The sequence below is a fragment of the Rhizobium sp. WW22 genome (genome assembly GCF_047041135.1).
Taxonomy (GTDB): domain Bacteria; phylum Pseudomonadota; class Alphaproteobacteria; order Rhizobiales; family Rhizobiaceae; genus Rhizobium.
Window position 1 is genome coordinate 610,904 of the sequence record NZ_CP178198.1, and the last position, 14,822, is coordinate 625,725.

13 protein-coding genes and 1 pseudogene are annotated in these 14,822 nt (G+C 60.4%); 8 read left to right on the top strand and 6 right to left on the bottom strand.

Going from position 1 to position 14,822, the window contains the following annotated elements; all coding sequences use genetic code 11:
* The first annotated feature begins 34 nt into the window (after positions 1 to 34).
* Both ACK83U_RS03110 and ACK83U_RS03115 read left to right on the top strand, forming a co-directional pair.
* Positions 35 to 1,840 (top strand): EAL domain-containing protein, encoded by a 1,806-nt coding sequence (locus ACK83U_RS03110; protein WP_112605765.1) that lies wholly within the window; start codon positions 35 to 37, stop codon positions 1,838 to 1,840.
* Positions 1,841 to 1,919: 79 nt separating this feature from the next.
* Complete coding sequence (locus ACK83U_RS03115; protein WP_112605761.1) at positions 1,920 to 2,918, top strand: NAD(P)H-quinone oxidoreductase; 999 nt, start codon at positions 1,920 to 1,922, stop codon at positions 2,916 to 2,918.
* Here the strand turns inward: ACK83U_RS03115 and ACK83U_RS03120 are convergent.
* Positions 2,899 to 4,323 (bottom strand): MFS transporter, encoded by a 1,425-nt coding sequence (locus tag ACK83U_RS03120; RefSeq protein WP_112605758.1) that lies wholly within the window; start codon positions 4,321 to 4,323, stop codon positions 2,899 to 2,901. The genes ACK83U_RS03115 and ACK83U_RS03120 overlap by 20 nt on opposite strands.
* Before the next feature lie 100 nt (positions 4,324 to 4,423).
* On the opposite strand from ACK83U_RS03120, the gene ACK83U_RS03125 reads away from it, so the two are divergent.
* Both ACK83U_RS03125 and ACK83U_RS03130 read left to right on the top strand, forming a co-directional pair.
* Positions 4,424 to 5,050 carry a helix-turn-helix transcriptional regulator gene (locus tag ACK83U_RS03125; RefSeq protein WP_112605755.1) on the top strand — a complete coding sequence of 209 codons (627 nt, stop codon included), beginning with the start codon at positions 4,424 to 4,426 and terminating at the stop codon, positions 5,048 to 5,050.
* 100 nt (positions 5,051 to 5,150) lie between these two features.
* On the top strand, positions 5,151 to 6,158 hold the full coding sequence (locus ACK83U_RS03130; RefSeq protein WP_112605752.1) for an asparaginase: 1,008 nt from the start codon (positions 5,151 to 5,153) through the stop codon (positions 6,156 to 6,158).
* Positions 6,159 to 6,171: 13 nt separating this feature from the next.
* Here ACK83U_RS03130 and ACK83U_RS03135 read toward each other — a convergent pair whose 3' ends face one another.
* Together ACK83U_RS03135 and ACK83U_RS03140 are read right to left on the bottom strand one after the other, a co-directional pair.
* Entirely contained in the window at positions 6,172 to 6,660 is a 489-nt protein-coding gene (locus tag ACK83U_RS03135; protein WP_112605749.1) for a DUF2127 domain-containing protein, read from the bottom strand.
* A 79-nt stretch (positions 6,661 to 6,739) separates the two neighbouring features.
* Positions 6,740 to 7,495 (bottom strand): DeoR/GlpR family DNA-binding transcription regulator, encoded by a 756-nt coding sequence (locus ACK83U_RS03140; protein WP_112606072.1) that lies wholly within the window; start codon positions 7,493 to 7,495, stop codon positions 6,740 to 6,742.
* A 126-nt stretch (positions 7,496 to 7,621) separates the two neighbouring features.
* Between ACK83U_RS03140 and ACK83U_RS03145 the strand changes: the two genes are divergently transcribed.
* Positions 7,622 to 7,978, top strand: coding sequence for a DUF4406 domain-containing protein (locus ACK83U_RS03145; protein WP_112605746.1), 357 nt, complete (start codon positions 7,622 to 7,624; stop codon positions 7,976 to 7,978).
* A gap of 153 nt (positions 7,979 to 8,131) precedes the next feature.
* Positions 8,132 to 8,752: a glutathione S-transferase N-terminal domain-containing protein gene (locus tag ACK83U_RS03150; protein ID WP_112605743.1), complete on the top strand. Its 621-nt coding sequence runs from the start codon at positions 8,132 to 8,134 to the stop codon at positions 8,750 to 8,752.
* Between the two features lie 4 nt (positions 8,753 to 8,756).
* Here ACK83U_RS03150 and ACK83U_RS03155 read toward each other — a convergent pair whose 3' ends face one another.
* Both ACK83U_RS03155 and ACK83U_RS03160 read right to left on the bottom strand, forming a co-directional pair.
* Positions 8,757 to 9,113, bottom strand: a complete 357-nt coding sequence (locus ACK83U_RS03155) for an MmcQ/YjbR family DNA-binding protein (protein WP_112605740.1) — start codon at positions 9,111 to 9,113, stop codon at positions 8,757 to 8,759.
* Positions 9,114 to 9,141: 28 nt separating this feature from the next.
* Positions 9,142 to 9,327 (bottom strand): hypothetical protein, encoded by a 186-nt coding sequence (locus tag ACK83U_RS03160; RefSeq protein WP_112605737.1) that lies wholly within the window; start codon positions 9,325 to 9,327, stop codon positions 9,142 to 9,144.
* A gap of 150 nt (positions 9,328 to 9,477) precedes the next feature.
* Here ACK83U_RS03160 and ACK83U_RS03165 point away from each other — a divergent pair, with 150 nt between their 5' ends.
* A complete protein-coding gene (locus tag ACK83U_RS03165; RefSeq protein WP_112605734.1) occupies positions 9,478 to 10,374 on the top strand; it encodes a LysR substrate-binding domain-containing protein in 897 nt (298 codons plus the stop codon).
* A gap of 6 nt (positions 10,375 to 10,380) precedes the next feature.
* Here ACK83U_RS03165 and ACK83U_RS03170 read toward each other — a convergent pair whose 3' ends face one another.
* Positions 10,381 to 11,040, bottom strand: a complete 660-nt coding sequence (locus tag ACK83U_RS03170) for a glutathione S-transferase family protein (RefSeq protein WP_112605731.1) — start codon at positions 11,038 to 11,040, stop codon at positions 10,381 to 10,383.
* A gap of 300 nt (positions 11,041 to 11,340) precedes the next feature.
* Between ACK83U_RS03170 and ACK83U_RS03175 the strand changes: the two are divergent.
* Positions 11,341 to 14,822 (top strand): annotated as a pseudogene (locus ACK83U_RS03175) (indolepyruvate ferredoxin oxidoreductase family protein).

The window sequence follows — 14,822 nt, forward strand, 5'->3', positions numbered from 1 at the left end:
TAAATTAGATTAGAATCCGCAAGTGGAGATGGGTATGTCCCTGACTGCCGCAGCCGAACCGGGCGTCTTGCGCCGATACGCCAGCGATCAGATCGTTACTCTCGCCAAACTCGTGATCGAAAACGCATTTCAGCCGATCGTGGAGGCCGGCACGGGCGCCGTTTTCGGCTATGAATCCCTCATGCGCGGCCAGGAGCGCATCGGTTTCGACAGCCCGGTCGATATCCTCGACGAGGCCGAGCGCAGCGGCCAGCTTCTTGGGCTCGAGCAGATGGTCAGCAGCCGCGCGCTTGCGAAGTTTGCCACTCTCCCCAATATGGTTGCCGCTACGCTTTTCCTCAACCTGGATGTCCGGTTGATCCCGCAGGGCGCCGCCTTGGTCGACGGCCTGCTGCAGCATATGAGAAAGGCCGGCATCGCCCCTTCCTCTGTTTGCTTCGAATTCTCGGAACGTTTCGACAATACCCTCGTGCCGGAGTTTTCGGCGCTGGTTGCCAAGATGCGCGATGCCGGTTTCAAGCTCGCCATCGACGACTTCGGCGTCGGTCACGGTGAAATGAAACTGCTGTCCGATTATCCGGTCGACTATCTGAAGATCGACCGGCATTTCATCGTCGATATCGATCGCAGCGCCCGCAAGCGCCATATCCTTCGAAATCTCGTCAACATCGCCCATGTCCTCGGTACGCGCGTCATCGCCGAAGGCATAGAGACTGAGGCGGAATTCCTGACCTGCCGCGAATTCGGCGTCGATCTCGTCCAGGGCTGGTTCATTGCCCGCCCGACCGTACTGGTCAATGAGTTGAAGCCGAGCTTTCCGCATTTGCAGGATCTCGGCAAGACGGCGCGCAACAGCCAGTCGCTCGATGAAATCCTTATCCGCAAGCAGATTGAAGTGCTGCCGACCATCCGCGAGAGCGACAGCATCGATAGCGTCTTCGAGCTCTTTCGCCGCAATCCGCGCCGAGCTTATTTCCCGGTCGTGAATGCCAATGACGAGCCGCGCGGGATCATCCACGAATACCAGCTGAAGGAATATATCTATCAGCCCTTCGGCCGCGACCTTTTGAAGAACAAGGTTTATAAACGGTCGATCTCGCATTTCGTTGAAATGGCGCCGATCGTCGGCCTTGATTCCGATGCCGACACGCTGATGACGATCTTCGCCAATATGGAAAGCAGCGATTGCCTGATCGTCACCGAAGGCACGCATTATGCGGGCATCGTCTCCGCTGCCTCTCTCATCAAGGTCATCAACGAAAAGCAGCTGAAGATTGCCCAGGACCAGAACCCCTTGACCGGCCTTCCCGGCAACAGGGCGATCCATGATTTCATGCAGAGCGCCGGCCGCGATGGTGATGAAGTCAGGCATTTCTGCTATTGCGACTTCGATAATTTCAAGCCGTTCAACGATGCCTATGGTTTCCATCTCGGCGACCATGCCATTTCGCTATTTGCCGCATTGATGCGCCGCTATTTCTTTGCCGAGCGCCATTTCCTCGGTCATGTCGGCGGCGACGATTTCTTCATCGGTGTCACCGGTTGGAGCATGCAGGAGCTGCGCGAAGTTCTGGACCGGCTGCTTGCCGATTTCCATGCCGACGTGCTCGATCTTTACTCGGCCGAGGATCGTGCCGCAGGCCGCATTCGCGGCCACGACCGCGCCGGCGCCGAGGCCGAGTTCCCGCTGATGCGCTGCTCGATCGGTATCCTGCAGTTGCCGGAGGGACTGGTGATCGACAATATCAATCGCGTCAGCACCTCCATCGCCGGCATCAAGACCAAGGCGAAGGAAAGCGCTGCCGGCGTCGCATTCCTCGGTCTGGCCGAGACGAATTGACGCCTTTCCGCCGTGCCATCTTTTCAAGCGCGCTGCGCTAAACTATCTCCACTGCTTTGCTGGGAGAGGAGATTGCGCCATGCCCTTGCCGTCTGAAATGCGTTTCGTGGATTTGCCATCCTTTGGCGGACCTGAAGTCATGACCATCGCCCGAAAGCCTCTTCCGGTGTTGAAGCCAGGTGAGATCCTGGTCCGCGTCGAGGCTGCCGGCGTCAACCGGCCGGATGTGGCGCAACGGCAGGGGATCTATCCGCCGCCGAAGGAAGCAAGCCCGATCCTCGGTCTCGAAATATCCGGCGAGGTCGTCGATGTCGCGCCTGGCGTGACCGAATTTGCCATCGGCAACAAGGTCTGCGGCCTAGCCAATGGCGGCGGCTATGCCGAATATTGCGTGCTTCCCGCCGGCCAGGTGCTGCGCTTCCCGAACGGTTATGACGCCGTCCGCGCGGCCGCCGTCCCCGAGACCTTCTTCACCGTCTGGGCCAATCTCTTCCAGATGGCGGGGCTGACCGAAGGCGAAAGCGTATTGATCCACGGCGGCTCCAGCGGCATCGGCACGACGGCGATTCAGCTTGCCCACGCTTTCGGTGCAACGGTCTATGCGACCGCCGGGTCGAAGGAAAAATGCGAGGCCTGCGAGAAGCTCGGCGCCAAGCGGGCGATTAATTATAAAGAGGAAGATTTCGCCGAGGTCATCAAGGCCGAGACGGAACATGGCGTCGATATCATTCTCGACATGATCGGCGCCGCCTATCTGGAGAAGAACCTCGCCTCGCTTGCCCGTGACGGCTGCCTTTCCATCATTGCCTTCCTTGGCGGCGCTGTGGCGGAGAAGGCCAACCTTGCGCCGATCATGGTCAAACGGCTGACCGTGATCGGATCGACTATGCGTCCACGCACGGCTGAGGAAAAGCGAGCCATTCGCGACGACCTTCTTTCCCAGGTCTGGCCGCTGCTCGACGAGGGCACCGTCGCCCCGGTCATTTATCGGACCTTCTCTTTCGACGATGTGGCCGAGGCGCATCGGTTGATGGAGACCAGCGACCACATCGGCAAGATCATGCTGAAGCTGGCTTGATCGTCAGCGACAGGGCGACGGCGATGAGGCCGGGTATCGCCATCAGCGCATAGAGCCATGTCGCGGCAGAGAGGCCGCCGGCAATGCCACTCGGATGGGTCAGACCTGCACCATTGACGATGACGCCTGCGAGCGCGGCACCGAATGCGCCGCCCAGCGACTGCGTCATCGAGATCGCGGCCGAGGCCTTGTCCTGTTCGGTCCTGCGGGCGATGCCGATGATCTTGGTCACAAGATGCGCCCAGCCGAGACCGACGCCGAATCCCATCAGGAACATCGTGATGACGGCGGGCGCAAACCTGGCGACGGTATCAAAGGGCGTGTTCGTTGCCAGGAAGGGGATCAGTGATGCGGTCGCGGCCGTTTCCAAAATGCAGCCGCTGATGATGGCAATGGCGGCCTGCCTGCCGGAAAAAGAGGCGCTGAAGAAGGCTGCTATGGTCCAACCCAATGCGACGAGCGCAACGAGATAACCGGAGACGAGCGGCGTGACGCCATGCAGGGTTTGCAGGAAGTAGGGGATATAGATGTCGCTCGTCAACACAAGCATCATCGTGAATATCGTCAGATAGAGCCGCGCGATGGGGTTGCTGAGCATGACGGCGCCATAGGGCAGAAGGCGCACTTCGCTCTTGCGCTCTATCAGCACCATCGTTGTGACGAGTACGATCGAAGCTGCGATCAGCACCGTCTTGTAGGATCCATGTTCGATCGTTCCGGCAATGCTGACGAATAGAACTGCGGCAAGCAAAAGTATGATCTGGATGAGCGGCGTTCTGGTGTCGATCCGATCGTCCGCGACATCGGGCAGCAGCCAGCGCCCCGAGAGCGCCATGAGAACAGCCACCGGCACGAGGATGAGAAAGGCCTCCCGCCAGGCGCTCCCTGCGGCGAAGAGGCCGCCGAGCGTCGGCCCGAGTACGGTCGCTACACCCCAGATGGCAGCGTAGAGCGTGGAGGCCCTGCGCCACAGAGGTTCGGGATAGATAAAACGAATGAAGGCGTAGGCGAGGCCGGACAGCATGCCTGAGCCGTACCCCTGAACGGCGCGACCGATCAGCAGCACGGGCATGGTCGGCGCGATGGCGCAAGCGAGGCTGCCGACGCCGAAGATGAGCGCCGCGGCAACATAGATGGCACGCAAGCCTATTCCCTTCGGCCGGGTCGCAACAGTGATCGAGCCGAGCACGCCTGCGGCGACGAAAAGCGTCGTCATCCAGGAGAACAATTCGAGGCCGCCGATGTCGCGGACGATCGAGGGGGCAATCGTGGCGGTGACGTAGGATTCGACGGCATAAAGCGTGACCCCTCCGCCAAGCATCAGAGTCGCAGGCAGAAGTCTTGGCGAGAACAGCGTGAAGATGGAGGCTGATTTGAGGGGAGCGGTGTTTTCGATGCTGGACATCGTGCGATCCTCGGTATTTTCCCTAGCGGTTGATTATTTTCCAAGTTATAATTTGGAAAATTACATCCTTGCCGGATTAAAACAAGAGAAAACTTGGAAAATGCGCCAGTCACCCGCCAATCGAATTCTGATCCTGTTGAAAACCGACGGGCCGCAACTGGCAGCCGCCGTCGGTGATGTGCTCGGCATATCGTCGGAGGCGGCACGCCAGCAGCTGACGAAGATGGCTGAGGAGGGGTTGGTCGAGCCGGTGGCGGAGGCTGCCGCCGGCAGAGGCAGGCCGCGCCAGTTCTGGCATCTGACGGCGGCTGGCAACAGGCAATTTCCCGATGGCCATGCCGATCTGACCGCCACCCTGCTTGCGACCATGGTCAGCCAATTGGGGCAGGGTGCCGTCGATACGGTCATCTCGGCACGTGAAACAGAGACGCTTCGGCGCTATCGAAGCGAAATCGACCTTTCAGCCGATCTGTCGTCGCGCGTCGCAAGCCTCGCCGCCATCCGCACGCAGGAAGGCTATATGGCCGATCACTGGCAGGATAAGGATGGCTCGCTGGTGTTGGTGGAGAACCATTGCCCCATTTGTGCTGCCGCATCTGCCTGCGCCGGCTTCTGCCGATCGGAGTTGGAGACTTTCCGCATGGTGCTTGGTGCTGATGTCGAACGGGATGAGCATATTCTGCTCGGTGCCCGGCGTTGCGCCTACAGGATCCGCGACGCAGCCTGAGAGATCGTTTTTTGATGCTCCCCACCAGCATCGGCGATTGGCAATCCCGGGGGCGGCGGCTATCACTGGCCGTCTAGCAAATCAGAGGCTGCATTCCGTCATGTCCAATCCCATCTGCGTCGAAGTCACCCGTGGCAATCTGGTTGAGAGCCGCCATCGCGGTTCCGTCGTTGTGGTCGATGGCGATGGGAAGCTGGTTTTCTCGCTCGGCGACATCGAAAGCGGCGTCTTTCCACGCTCGGCCTGCAAGGCGATGCAGGCCCTGCCGTTGGTCGAAAGCGGTGCCGCGGATACCTATGGTTTCGGTCATAAGGAATTGGCGCTCGCCTGCTCATCCCACAATGGCGAGGATGAGCATGTGGCGCTCGCCGCTTCCATGCTGGCGCGCGCCGGCCGCGATGTCGGCACGCTCGAATGCGGCGCACATTGGTCTTTCGATCAGAAGACATTGATTCATCAGGTCCGCGCCATCGACAAGCCGACGGCGCTGCACAACAATTGTTCCGGCAAGCATGCCGGCTTCGTCTGCGCCTGCTGCCATCAGGACATCGATCCCAAGGGCTATGTCGGTTATGACCACCCGCTGCAGCAGCAGATCCGCGAGACGATGCAGAGCCTGACCGGCGCTGTTCTGGCGCACGACAATTGCGGCACGGACGGCTGCTCGATCCCGACCTATGCCGTGCCGCTCAAGGGGCTGGCGCATGGTTTTGCCAGGATGGCGACCGGCGCCGGTCTGGAGCCGCTGCGCGCCAAGGCATCACGCCGGCTGTTCGAGGCCTGCATGGCCGAGCCCTTCTACGTCGCCGGCACCGACCGCGCCTGCACCAAGCTGATGCAGATCGCTCCCGGCCGCATCTTCGCCAAGACCGGCGCCGAGGGCGTGTTTTGCGCCGCCATCCCCGAGCAGGGTATTGCCATCGCGATCAAATGCGACGACGGCACCACTCGCGCGGCGGAAGTCATGGTGGCCGCAACATTGGCCCGCTTCTTCGAGAAGGACGGCCCTGTCCATGCCGGCCTGATGGCGATGGCCGACCGATCCTTCAAAAACTGGAACGGCATCCAGGTCGGCGATATCAGGTCGGCAGCGGCGTTGGGGGCATAGCTTACTCCTCGCCTCAGCCGCTCGTTTTACGAGCCGGTACATGGTGCCGGACGACCTTGTATTCCTGCCAGATAAGAACCATGACCAGGAGGTCGAAGATGGTGAGGATGATGAGCCCGATGCCATGCGTGTCGGTGAAGCGGTAAAGCTGGTAGGCGATGAAAAGCCCCAAGGCGGCAAGCGATGCCGGATAGGCCCACATCTTGCCCCGGAGCAGGCCGATGACCAGCAGCACCTTCACTAGCCCATGGCTCAAGAGGTAATAGGCATAGAAGTTCTTCGTACCGACCGAGAAATCCTGCGCCCACGTGAGCAGGTGCGTCGCGATGAAATCATGCGAGTCGTTGAGCAGCTCGGGCTGCGTGATCCGGTTCGCCAGCCGAAGGATCGACTCGGTGCTGACAAGCGCCAGCACTATGCCGCCAAGACATTCGATCAAGGCATGCGCACCCTTCAACAGGACGCTGATTTCAAAAAGCTGGTGAATGCGGCGTTCGTTCATGGGTGATCGTAACCTGTGGCGCATATGGAGGTAGGCCCGATCGGCGATGGCGGCAAGGTGGACAGATGTAGCGTTGGCCTCAGGCCAGGAAGATCGGCATCTCGGCATGCCGGTAGGGCGCCAGGCTTTCCTCCCGAACATCCGATGATACGATCAGACCGGAAACGCCGTGCAAGGGCAAGATCTGGCACGGCGAGGCGGCGTCGAGCTTCTCGGTCGTCGATAATACGTAGGTTTCCGCCGAGCATTGCGCGATATGCCGCTTGATGGCTGCCTCCTCAAAGTCACCGGTCGAAAAGCCGCGGGCGGGATGGATGGCGGTGACGCCCAGAAAGAAAATGTCGGCCCTTATCGATGCGACGGCCGCCATGGCGACGGCACCCGTCGCGACCATCGAATGCTTGTAGAGCTTGCCGCCGATCAAGATCACTTCGGCCAGTCGATGATGTTCCAGCTCGCCTGCGATCGTCGGGCTGTGGGTGACGATGGTGACGGGGAGATCCTTCGGGAGCTGGCGGGCGATCTCGGCATTGGTGGTGCCGCCATCGAGAAACACGGTCTGGCCCGGCTGGATCATGCTGACCGCATGCGCACCGAGCCGGCGCTTCTCATCGGATGAGACCGTCTGCCGCGCGGTAAAATCGGGCAGCTCCGGTGACAGCGGCAGTGCGCCGCCATGCACGCGCTTCAGCAGTTTCTCCGTCGCCATTTCCCGCAGATCCCTACGGATCGTATCCTCGGATAGCCCGAGATCATCGGCCAATGCCTTGGCGATTACCTGGCCGTCCCGGCGCAATCTTTCGAGGATGAGTGTTTTCCGTTGGCTGGTCAGCATGCCGATCTCTGCACGATATATCACGAATAATCGTGAATTTATCAGAATCGATTCGACATTCAAGAAAATATGCGCATATTCGTGCAAATTCCTGCAGCGAGCAGGAGCTAAAAACGGAGACAAGACATGTTGATCCTGATCGCGGGGCCTTATCGCTCCGGCACTGGTGATGATCCGAAGAAGATGGCTGAAAACCTCAAACGCCTTGAGGAGCCGTCCTACGCACTGTTCAAGGCCGGGCATCTGCCGATGATCGGCGAATGGGTTGCCCTGCCGGTCTGGCACGCCGCCGGCGGCAAGAGCATCGGCGACGATCTCTATGAGGAGATTTTCCACCCAACGGCCGGCCGCCTGTTGCAGCTTTGCGAGGGCGTTTTGAGATTGCCCGGTGATTCCAAGGGCGCCGACAATGATGTCCGCATTGCCCGCGAGCGCGGCATTCCCGTCTGGTACGCGCTGGAAGACGTGCCCGGCTGCGCCTGAGATCGACCGCCCATTCCCATTGAGCCAGCCAATGGGGATGGGCATACCGGCCCGACCGATCAAAACCTTTTGTAGCGCCTATCAGCGTCAGCCACTTCCGTATCGGCCGGGTTCGCTCTAGCTTCCTCACGGACTTCAATCGAGGAACGGAACATGCTGACATTCTATTTCGCGCCCGGAAGCTGCGCGCTCGCCAGTCTCATCGCTCTGGAAGAATCCGGTCTCGCCTACGAGCGCCGTCGCCTCAACCTCGCCAATGGCGATCAGCGTCAGCCGGATTATTTGGCCATCAATCCCAAAGGTCGCGTTCCGGTCCTGGTGACCGATCGCGGCGTCCTCACCGAGAATATCGCGATTATGGCCTACATCGCCCAGATCGTGCCGGCCGCGAAGCTGGCACCGCTCGACGACCCCTTCGAATTCGCGCAGATGCAATCCTTCAACAGCTACATCGTCTCCACCGTTCATGTGAACCATTCGCACAAGGGGCGCGGCTACCGCTGGACCGACGATGCGGCAGCCATCGAGACGATGAAGGCCAAGGTGCCGCAGACCATGACCGAAAGCTTCGCGCTGATCGAAGACAAGATGCTGAAGGGCCCCTGGGTAATGGGAGAGCAATATACCGTCGCAGACGGCTACCTCTTTACCATGGAGAAGTGGCTGCCGGGAGACGGTGTCGATATCAAACAGTTCCCCAAGGTCAACGCGCATTATCACCGCATGCTTGAGCGCCCGGCCGTTCAGAAGGCGCTTGCCATCGAACAGGGCTGATCGATCAGCCGAACATTGCCAGAAGTTTTTTCGGGGCGCGGTATCGCCACGCCTCGATCAAGCGTAGCTCCAGTTCCTCGTCGCCGATTGCTTTGATCCGCAGCGGCAGGGAGGGCCAGCCGATATAGTGATCCGTCTGGTAGTAGATCTCCGGCGCCATTTCGATCAGTTGCTCCTTCCGGTCGATCGGCAGCGACAGCACGATGGTCTCGTTGTTCTTGACGGTCACGAACGCCTTGCCACCAACTTTGAAGGCCGGCAGGCCGTAATGAAGGCCAGGTTCGACCTCAGGCAGCCGGGCTTGCGCCACCAGCCGCTGCAATCGTTCCGCTATGGCGTCCATGCCTACATTTAACGTCATGCGCGTTTGAGTGCGATGATTAACTCTCTTATGCGCATTCTTCCGGCTGAATGGTCCGCTTGTCCATAGGCCGCCCCAGATTTTCCGGCATCAGCGGCAGGTCGGCCAGTTCTTCCAACGACATGGCCGCAAGTATGGGATGCTGCAACGGATCGCTGTCCGGTTTGCGATCCTCTTCGAGAAGATGACTGAAGAAAAGCTTCAAGATCGACATGGTATGCCTCCTTGGATGCTCGCATCGATGCAACCATGAGGGCATCAGCTGAGCAAGCGGCGACGGTCTTCAATTTCATGGTGCGATAATCGCGCGAGCATGCGCTCAATGCAATTGAGAATGCGGAGATACTGATATAGATATTCTATAATGAGAAACCTCAACAACGTTCATCTGAATGGCTTGCGCGCCCTTGAGGCGGTCGGGCGGCTCGGTTCGCTGCAGGCGGCCGCCGACGAACTCGGTGTAACGGTCGGTGCGGTCAGCCAGCAGGTCATCAAGGCGGAGGCGCAGCTCGGTCGGTCGCTGTTCGAGCGAACTCCAAAAGGCATGATGGCCATGGCATCGGGGCTGGCAATATTGACGAGGCTTAACGAGGGCTTCCAAGCGCTTACGGCCGCAGTCGCGCTTGCGCAGCACGAGGATGAGAATATCCTTACGATTTCGGTCGCGCCGGTCTTTGCGGCCCGCTGGCTCGTGTACCGGCTGGACCGCTTTGCCAGCCGTCACCCCGATATCCGTCTACGTATCGATGCCACCACGCGCCTGATCAATCCGGCGACATCGGATGTCGATATCGGCATCCGGGTCGGCAGCGGGCAATGGCCCGGCGTCAAGTCTGAGCTGCTTTTGGCGCAGGAGGTGTTCCCGGTCGTCACGCCGCAGATCGCCGCAGGGCTGCAGGAGCCCGCCGATCTTCTGAAAGTCCCCGCCGTCATCGATGCACACGCCATGTTCGGCTGGGAGGTCTGGTTGCGCAAGGCGGGACTATCGGGCCATTGCATGGAAGAGCGGCACATCTTCAACGATGCGTCGCTCTGTCTGGATGCGGCCATAGCAGGGCAGGGGGTGATGCTCGCCTGGCAGACGTTGGCTGGCTATGCTCTGCAGCAGAAATGCCTCGTCGATCCCTTCGGCATCCGCGTAAAGACGGGCTTCGGCCATTATTTCGTTACCGCCCCCGGCGTGCGGGAGCCGAAGAAGGTGACCGCCTTCAAGGCCTGGATTCGCGAGGAGATGGAAGAGAGCATGCGTCTCTTCCGATAGGGTCTATCAGACCGGCTCGTGACCGCGGGTCGCGTGCATGGCCTTGTAGGCGTCGCGTGCCTGGCAGCGCTCGATCCAGGCCTTCATCTTCGGACGCGCGTCGAACAATTCCTGTTCTGTCTGGGCGTAGCGCAGCACCTCGGCCAGGTTGAGGTCGGCGGCGGTAAAACGATTGCCGACGAGATAATCCTGACTTTGCAGATGCTTTTCCAGCACGTCGAGCGGCTTCTTCAGCGAGCGGCAGGCAACGGCGATCCCGGCCTTGCCGGCCTCGCTGTTTTCCTGGGCATTGTCATAGATGCGAACGAGCGCAACACTGTAGGGCTCGACTTCGGTTGCCGCCCACATGGTCCACATCGACATCTGCCCTTCTTCCTCCACCGTCTTGCCGGCCAGAGGACCGCCATACTTGCGCGCGAGGTAAAGATTGATGGCGAGCGATTCATGCAGGACGAGGTCGCCGTCCTTGATGCAGGGGATCATGCCCATCGGATTGACTGCCAGAAACTCTGGCGACATCGTGTTGATTGGCGCATCGGCAGCCAGCGGATTGGCAAGCCGGCTGGCCTGGATGACGGGCACGGATTTGAACTCGACGCCGAGCTCCCCAGCCATCCAATAGTTGCGCGAAGCGCGCGAGCGATAGACACCGTAGATCGTCAGCATATGCGTCTCCCCGATTCGAGTGAGCGCGACCTTAGGGGGTGAGTCGCATGCATAAAACCCCTTGCGGCTGATATCTGCGATGAAAGCTCGTGATGGATGCTCGTATGCGACGGGTCGAAGCACGAAAATATCTGTCAGCAGCCCAAATTCTTTACAAATCATGCGGCCGACGCCCAGCCTTCGTTCGGAAATTAGCACGGGTGCATGTTAGAGTTCCGCTATGATTTTCGTTGGAAGCGGTAGGAGGTTTCCGGCGAGAAGAAAGCGCAATTGGTGACTGCGATCTCGGGAGGAGAGCAGATGCTTGCGACCAGTGTATCGCTAGACGACAAATATACCGCAGAGGAAGGCCGCGTCTTCATGACCGGCTTGCAGACGCTGGTGCGGCTGCCCATGACGCAGATGCGCCGCGACCGCGCTGCCGGCCTCAATACGGCGGCCTTCATTTCAGGTTATCGCGGCTCGCCGCTCGGCGGCTCGACCAGCAGCTCTTGAAAGCCAAGACTTACCTAGACGCATATGACGTCACCTTCCAGCCCGGGATCAACGAGGATCTTGCTGCGACGGCCGTATGGGGCTCGCAGCAGGTCGGCCTTTCCCCCGGCGCCCGCAAGGATGGCGTACTTGGCATCTGGTATGGCAAGGGCCCTGGTGTCGATCGCTCCGGCGACGTGCTGAAGCACGCAAACGCTGCGGGCACCTCCAAATATGGCGGCGTCCTCTGTATTGCTGGCGACGATCATTCTGCCAAATCCTCCACCATGCCGCACCAGACCGACCATGATTTCATGTCTGCAGTCATCCCGGTCATCTATCCCTCGTCCATCCACGAATTCCTCGAATACGGCCTCCTCGGCATCGCGATGTCGCGCTATTCCGGCTGCTGGGTCGGCATGAAGTTCATCGCCGACACCATCGAGACGACGGCGGCTGTCGATCTGTCAGGCGAGAGGCGGCAATTCGTGCTGCCGACCGATTTCGAAATGCCGCCCGGTGGGTTGAATTTGCGCTGGCCCGATCCGCCGCTGGTACAGGACGATCGTCTGCAGACCTACAAGGCCTATGCGGCCATCGCCTTTGCCCGTGCCAATCGCGTCGACGAAATCACGCACGATGTGCCGAACGCCCGCCTCGGCATCATCTCGTCCGGCAAGGCCTATGAGGATGTGCTGCAGGCACTGCGCGAGCTGGAGATCGGCCCACAGGAAATGGCAGCGATCGGCCTGCGTATCTTGAAAGTGCGCATGCCCTGGCCGCTGGAGCCCGAGGCTGTCAGGCATTTCTCCGAAGGGCTGGACGAGGTTCTCGTCGTCGAGGAGCGCCGCGAGATTATCGAGAACCAGATCAAGCAGCAGCTCTTCAACTGGCGGGCCGATGTCCGTCCGCGAATCGTCGGCAAGTTCGACGAACACGATAAGCCCTATCTCAGCCTCTCGGCGGCATTGACTGTCGGCGCCGTCGCCAGAGCGATTGCTGGGCGTATCGTCAAGCTCGATCTCGATCAGGGCCTGCATGACCGCATCGCCGCCAAGCTCGCCTATCTCGCCGAGCGCGGCCAGATCAGCCGCAGCCATGTGGCGCCGCTGAACCGCACACCCTTCTTCTGCTCCGGCTGTCCGCACAATACGTCCACCCGCGTTCCCGAAGGAAGCCGCGCCATTGCCGGCATCGGCTGCCACTACATGGTCACCTGGATGGACCGCAACACCGAGACTTTCACCCAGATGGGCGGCGAAGGCGTGCCATGGACGGCGATCGCCCGGTATACCGACGAAAAGCATATGTTCGTCAATCTCGGTGACGGCACCTATTTTCACTCCGGCATTCTCGCCATCCGCCAGTCCGTCGCCTCCAAGGTCAACGTCACCTACAAGCTGCTCTACAACGATGCCGTCGCCATGACCGGCGGCCAGCCGATCGACGGCTACCTGACGCCGCAGCTGGTGACGAAGCAGCTGCATGATGAGGGCGTCAAGCCGATCTATTTGCTCTCGGACAATCCCGATGCCTATCACGCTTCCGACCTCGCGCCCGGCGTCAAGGTGCTGCATCGCGACTATATCGATCAGGTAATGCTGACGCTGCGCGAGACCGAAGGCTGTTCGGCGATCGTCTATGTCCAGACTTGCGCGGCCGAGAAACGTCGTCGCCGCAGCCGCGGGCTGATGGAAGACCCGGCCAAGCGCGTCTTCATCAATCCGGCCGTCTGCGAGGGCTGCGGCGATTGCTCGGTGCAGTCCAACTGCATCTCGGTCGAGCCGCTGGAAACCGAATTCGGCCGCAAGCGCCAGATCAACCAGTCGAGCTGCAACAAGGATTTCTCCTGCGTCAAAGGCTTCTGCCCGTCCTTCGTGACCGTTCATGGCGGCAAGCGCCGCAAGCGAAAGGCGCTTGATCACGCCGATGTCGATGTGCCTATGCCCGAAATCCCCGTCATCGGCGATCGTCCGTGGAATATCGCGATTGCCGGCGTCGGCGGCACGGGCATCCTGACGATCGGCGCGATCCTCGGCATGGCCGCGCATCTCGACGGCAAGGTGCCGATGATCCTCGACATGGCAGGCCTTGCCCAGAAGGGCGGCGCCGTCATGAGCCACCTGCGCATCGGCCACAATCAGGCCGATGTCACCTCCTCCCGTATCGTCAATGGCGGCGCGGATCTCCTGTTATCAGCGGACGAGGTGGTGGGTGCCTCCAGAGATGCGATCACGCTCTGCTCGCCGACGCGCACCACGGCCATCGTCAACACCGGGCTGATGCCGGTCGCCGATTTCGTCCGCAACCGCGATTTCGATTTCAAGACCGGTTCGATCCAGCACGCGATCGCAAAGACCGTCAGCGACAAGTCTATTTTCCTCGACTTCGGCCATGTCGCGACGGAGGTGACCGGCGATGCCATGTCGACCAATATCCTGCTGACCGGCTTTGCCTGGCAGAGCGGCCTTCTGCCTCTCTCTTTGGAAGCGATCGAAAGGGCGATTGAGCTTAACGGTGTCGCCGTCAAGGCGAGCCTTTCCGCCTTCCAGTGGGGGCGGCTTCTGGCGCACGACCCGCAGGCCGTACATGCCATGATGGCTGAACCCCGGACGGGTAAGACGCTGACGGAGATGAGCCTCGATGAACTGATCAAACACCGCAAGGCGCATCTGACCGCCTATCAGAATGCGGCGCTTGCCGAACGCTATGCCGCCTTCGTGGCCCACGCCAATGCTCTGGCTGCAAGAGAGCGGCTTTCGGATAAGGTGCCTTTTGCCGTTGCCGTCACCTATGCACGCATTCTCGCCTACAAGGATGAATACGAAGTCGCTCGTCTTCTGACCGATCCCGCCTTCGAGGCGCATCTGCGCGAGGAGATGGAGGGGGATTTCAAGCTGGCCCTCAATCTCGCGCCGCCCATCCTTGGCGGTAAGGATCCGAACGGCCGGCCGAAGAAGCGCGAGTTCGGCGCGTGGATCCTGCCATTGCTCCGCGTCCTTGCGCCGATGAAGCGCCTGCGCGGCACGCCCTTCGACCCCTTCGGCTATATGGCGGAACGCCGGCTGGAGCGTCGCCTGATTGCTGATTATGAAGGGGTTGCCGAGCGGGTACTTGCCGGTCTGCGCCATGACAACGAGGCCGAGGCCCTTGCCATCCTCTCGCTATTTGATGAGATAAGAGGCTTCGGACCGGTCAAGGAGGAGGCCGCCCGCAAGATCATGGTGAGAATTGCTGACAAGCTGAAGGCCTATGAGGCGCCTGTGGAGACCCAGGGCAAACAGCCCATGCCTGCCGACGCCGCATGA

What these genes read in the sequence shown, in the direction of transcription:
- ACK83U_RS03110 (WP_112605765.1), top strand. Translation starts at nt 35, where the DNA reads ATGTCCCTGACTGCCGCAGCCGAACCGGGCGTCTTGCGCCGATACGCC.
- ACK83U_RS03115 (WP_112605761.1), top strand. Translation starts at nt 1,920, where the DNA reads ATGCCCTTGCCGTCTGAAATGCGTTTCGTGGATTTGCCATCCTTTGGC.
- ACK83U_RS03120 (WP_112605758.1), bottom strand. Translation starts at nt 4,323, where the DNA reads ATGTCCAGCATCGAAAACACCGCTCCCCTCAAATCAGCCTCCATCTTC.
- ACK83U_RS03125 (WP_112605755.1), top strand. Translation starts at nt 4,424, where the DNA reads ATGCGCCAGTCACCCGCCAATCGAATTCTGATCCTGTTGAAAACCGAC.
- ACK83U_RS03130 (WP_112605752.1), top strand. Translation starts at nt 5,151, where the DNA reads ATGTCCAATCCCATCTGCGTCGAAGTCACCCGTGGCAATCTGGTTGAG.
- ACK83U_RS03135 (WP_112605749.1), bottom strand. Translation starts at nt 6,660, where the DNA reads ATGAACGAACGCCGCATTCACCAGCTTTTTGAAATCAGCGTCCTGTTG.
- ACK83U_RS03140 (WP_112606072.1), bottom strand. Translation starts at nt 7,495, where the DNA reads ATGCTGACCAGCCAACGGAAAACACTCATCCTCGAAAGATTGCGCCGG.
- ACK83U_RS03145 (WP_112605746.1), top strand. Translation starts at nt 7,622, where the DNA reads ATGTTGATCCTGATCGCGGGGCCTTATCGCTCCGGCACTGGTGATGAT.
- ACK83U_RS03150 (WP_112605743.1), top strand. Translation starts at nt 8,132, where the DNA reads ATGCTGACATTCTATTTCGCGCCCGGAAGCTGCGCGCTCGCCAGTCTC.
- ACK83U_RS03155 (WP_112605740.1), bottom strand. Translation starts at nt 9,113, where the DNA reads ATGACGTTAAATGTAGGCATGGACGCCATAGCGGAACGATTGCAGCGG.
- ACK83U_RS03160 (WP_112605737.1), bottom strand. Translation starts at nt 9,327, where the DNA reads ATGTCGATCTTGAAGCTTTTCTTCAGTCATCTTCTCGAAGAGGATCGC.
- ACK83U_RS03165 (WP_112605734.1), top strand. Translation starts at nt 9,478, where the DNA reads ATGAGAAACCTCAACAACGTTCATCTGAATGGCTTGCGCGCCCTTGAG.
- ACK83U_RS03170 (WP_112605731.1), bottom strand. Translation starts at nt 11,040, where the DNA reads ATGCTGACGATCTACGGTGTCTATCGCTCGCGCGCTTCGCGCAACTAT.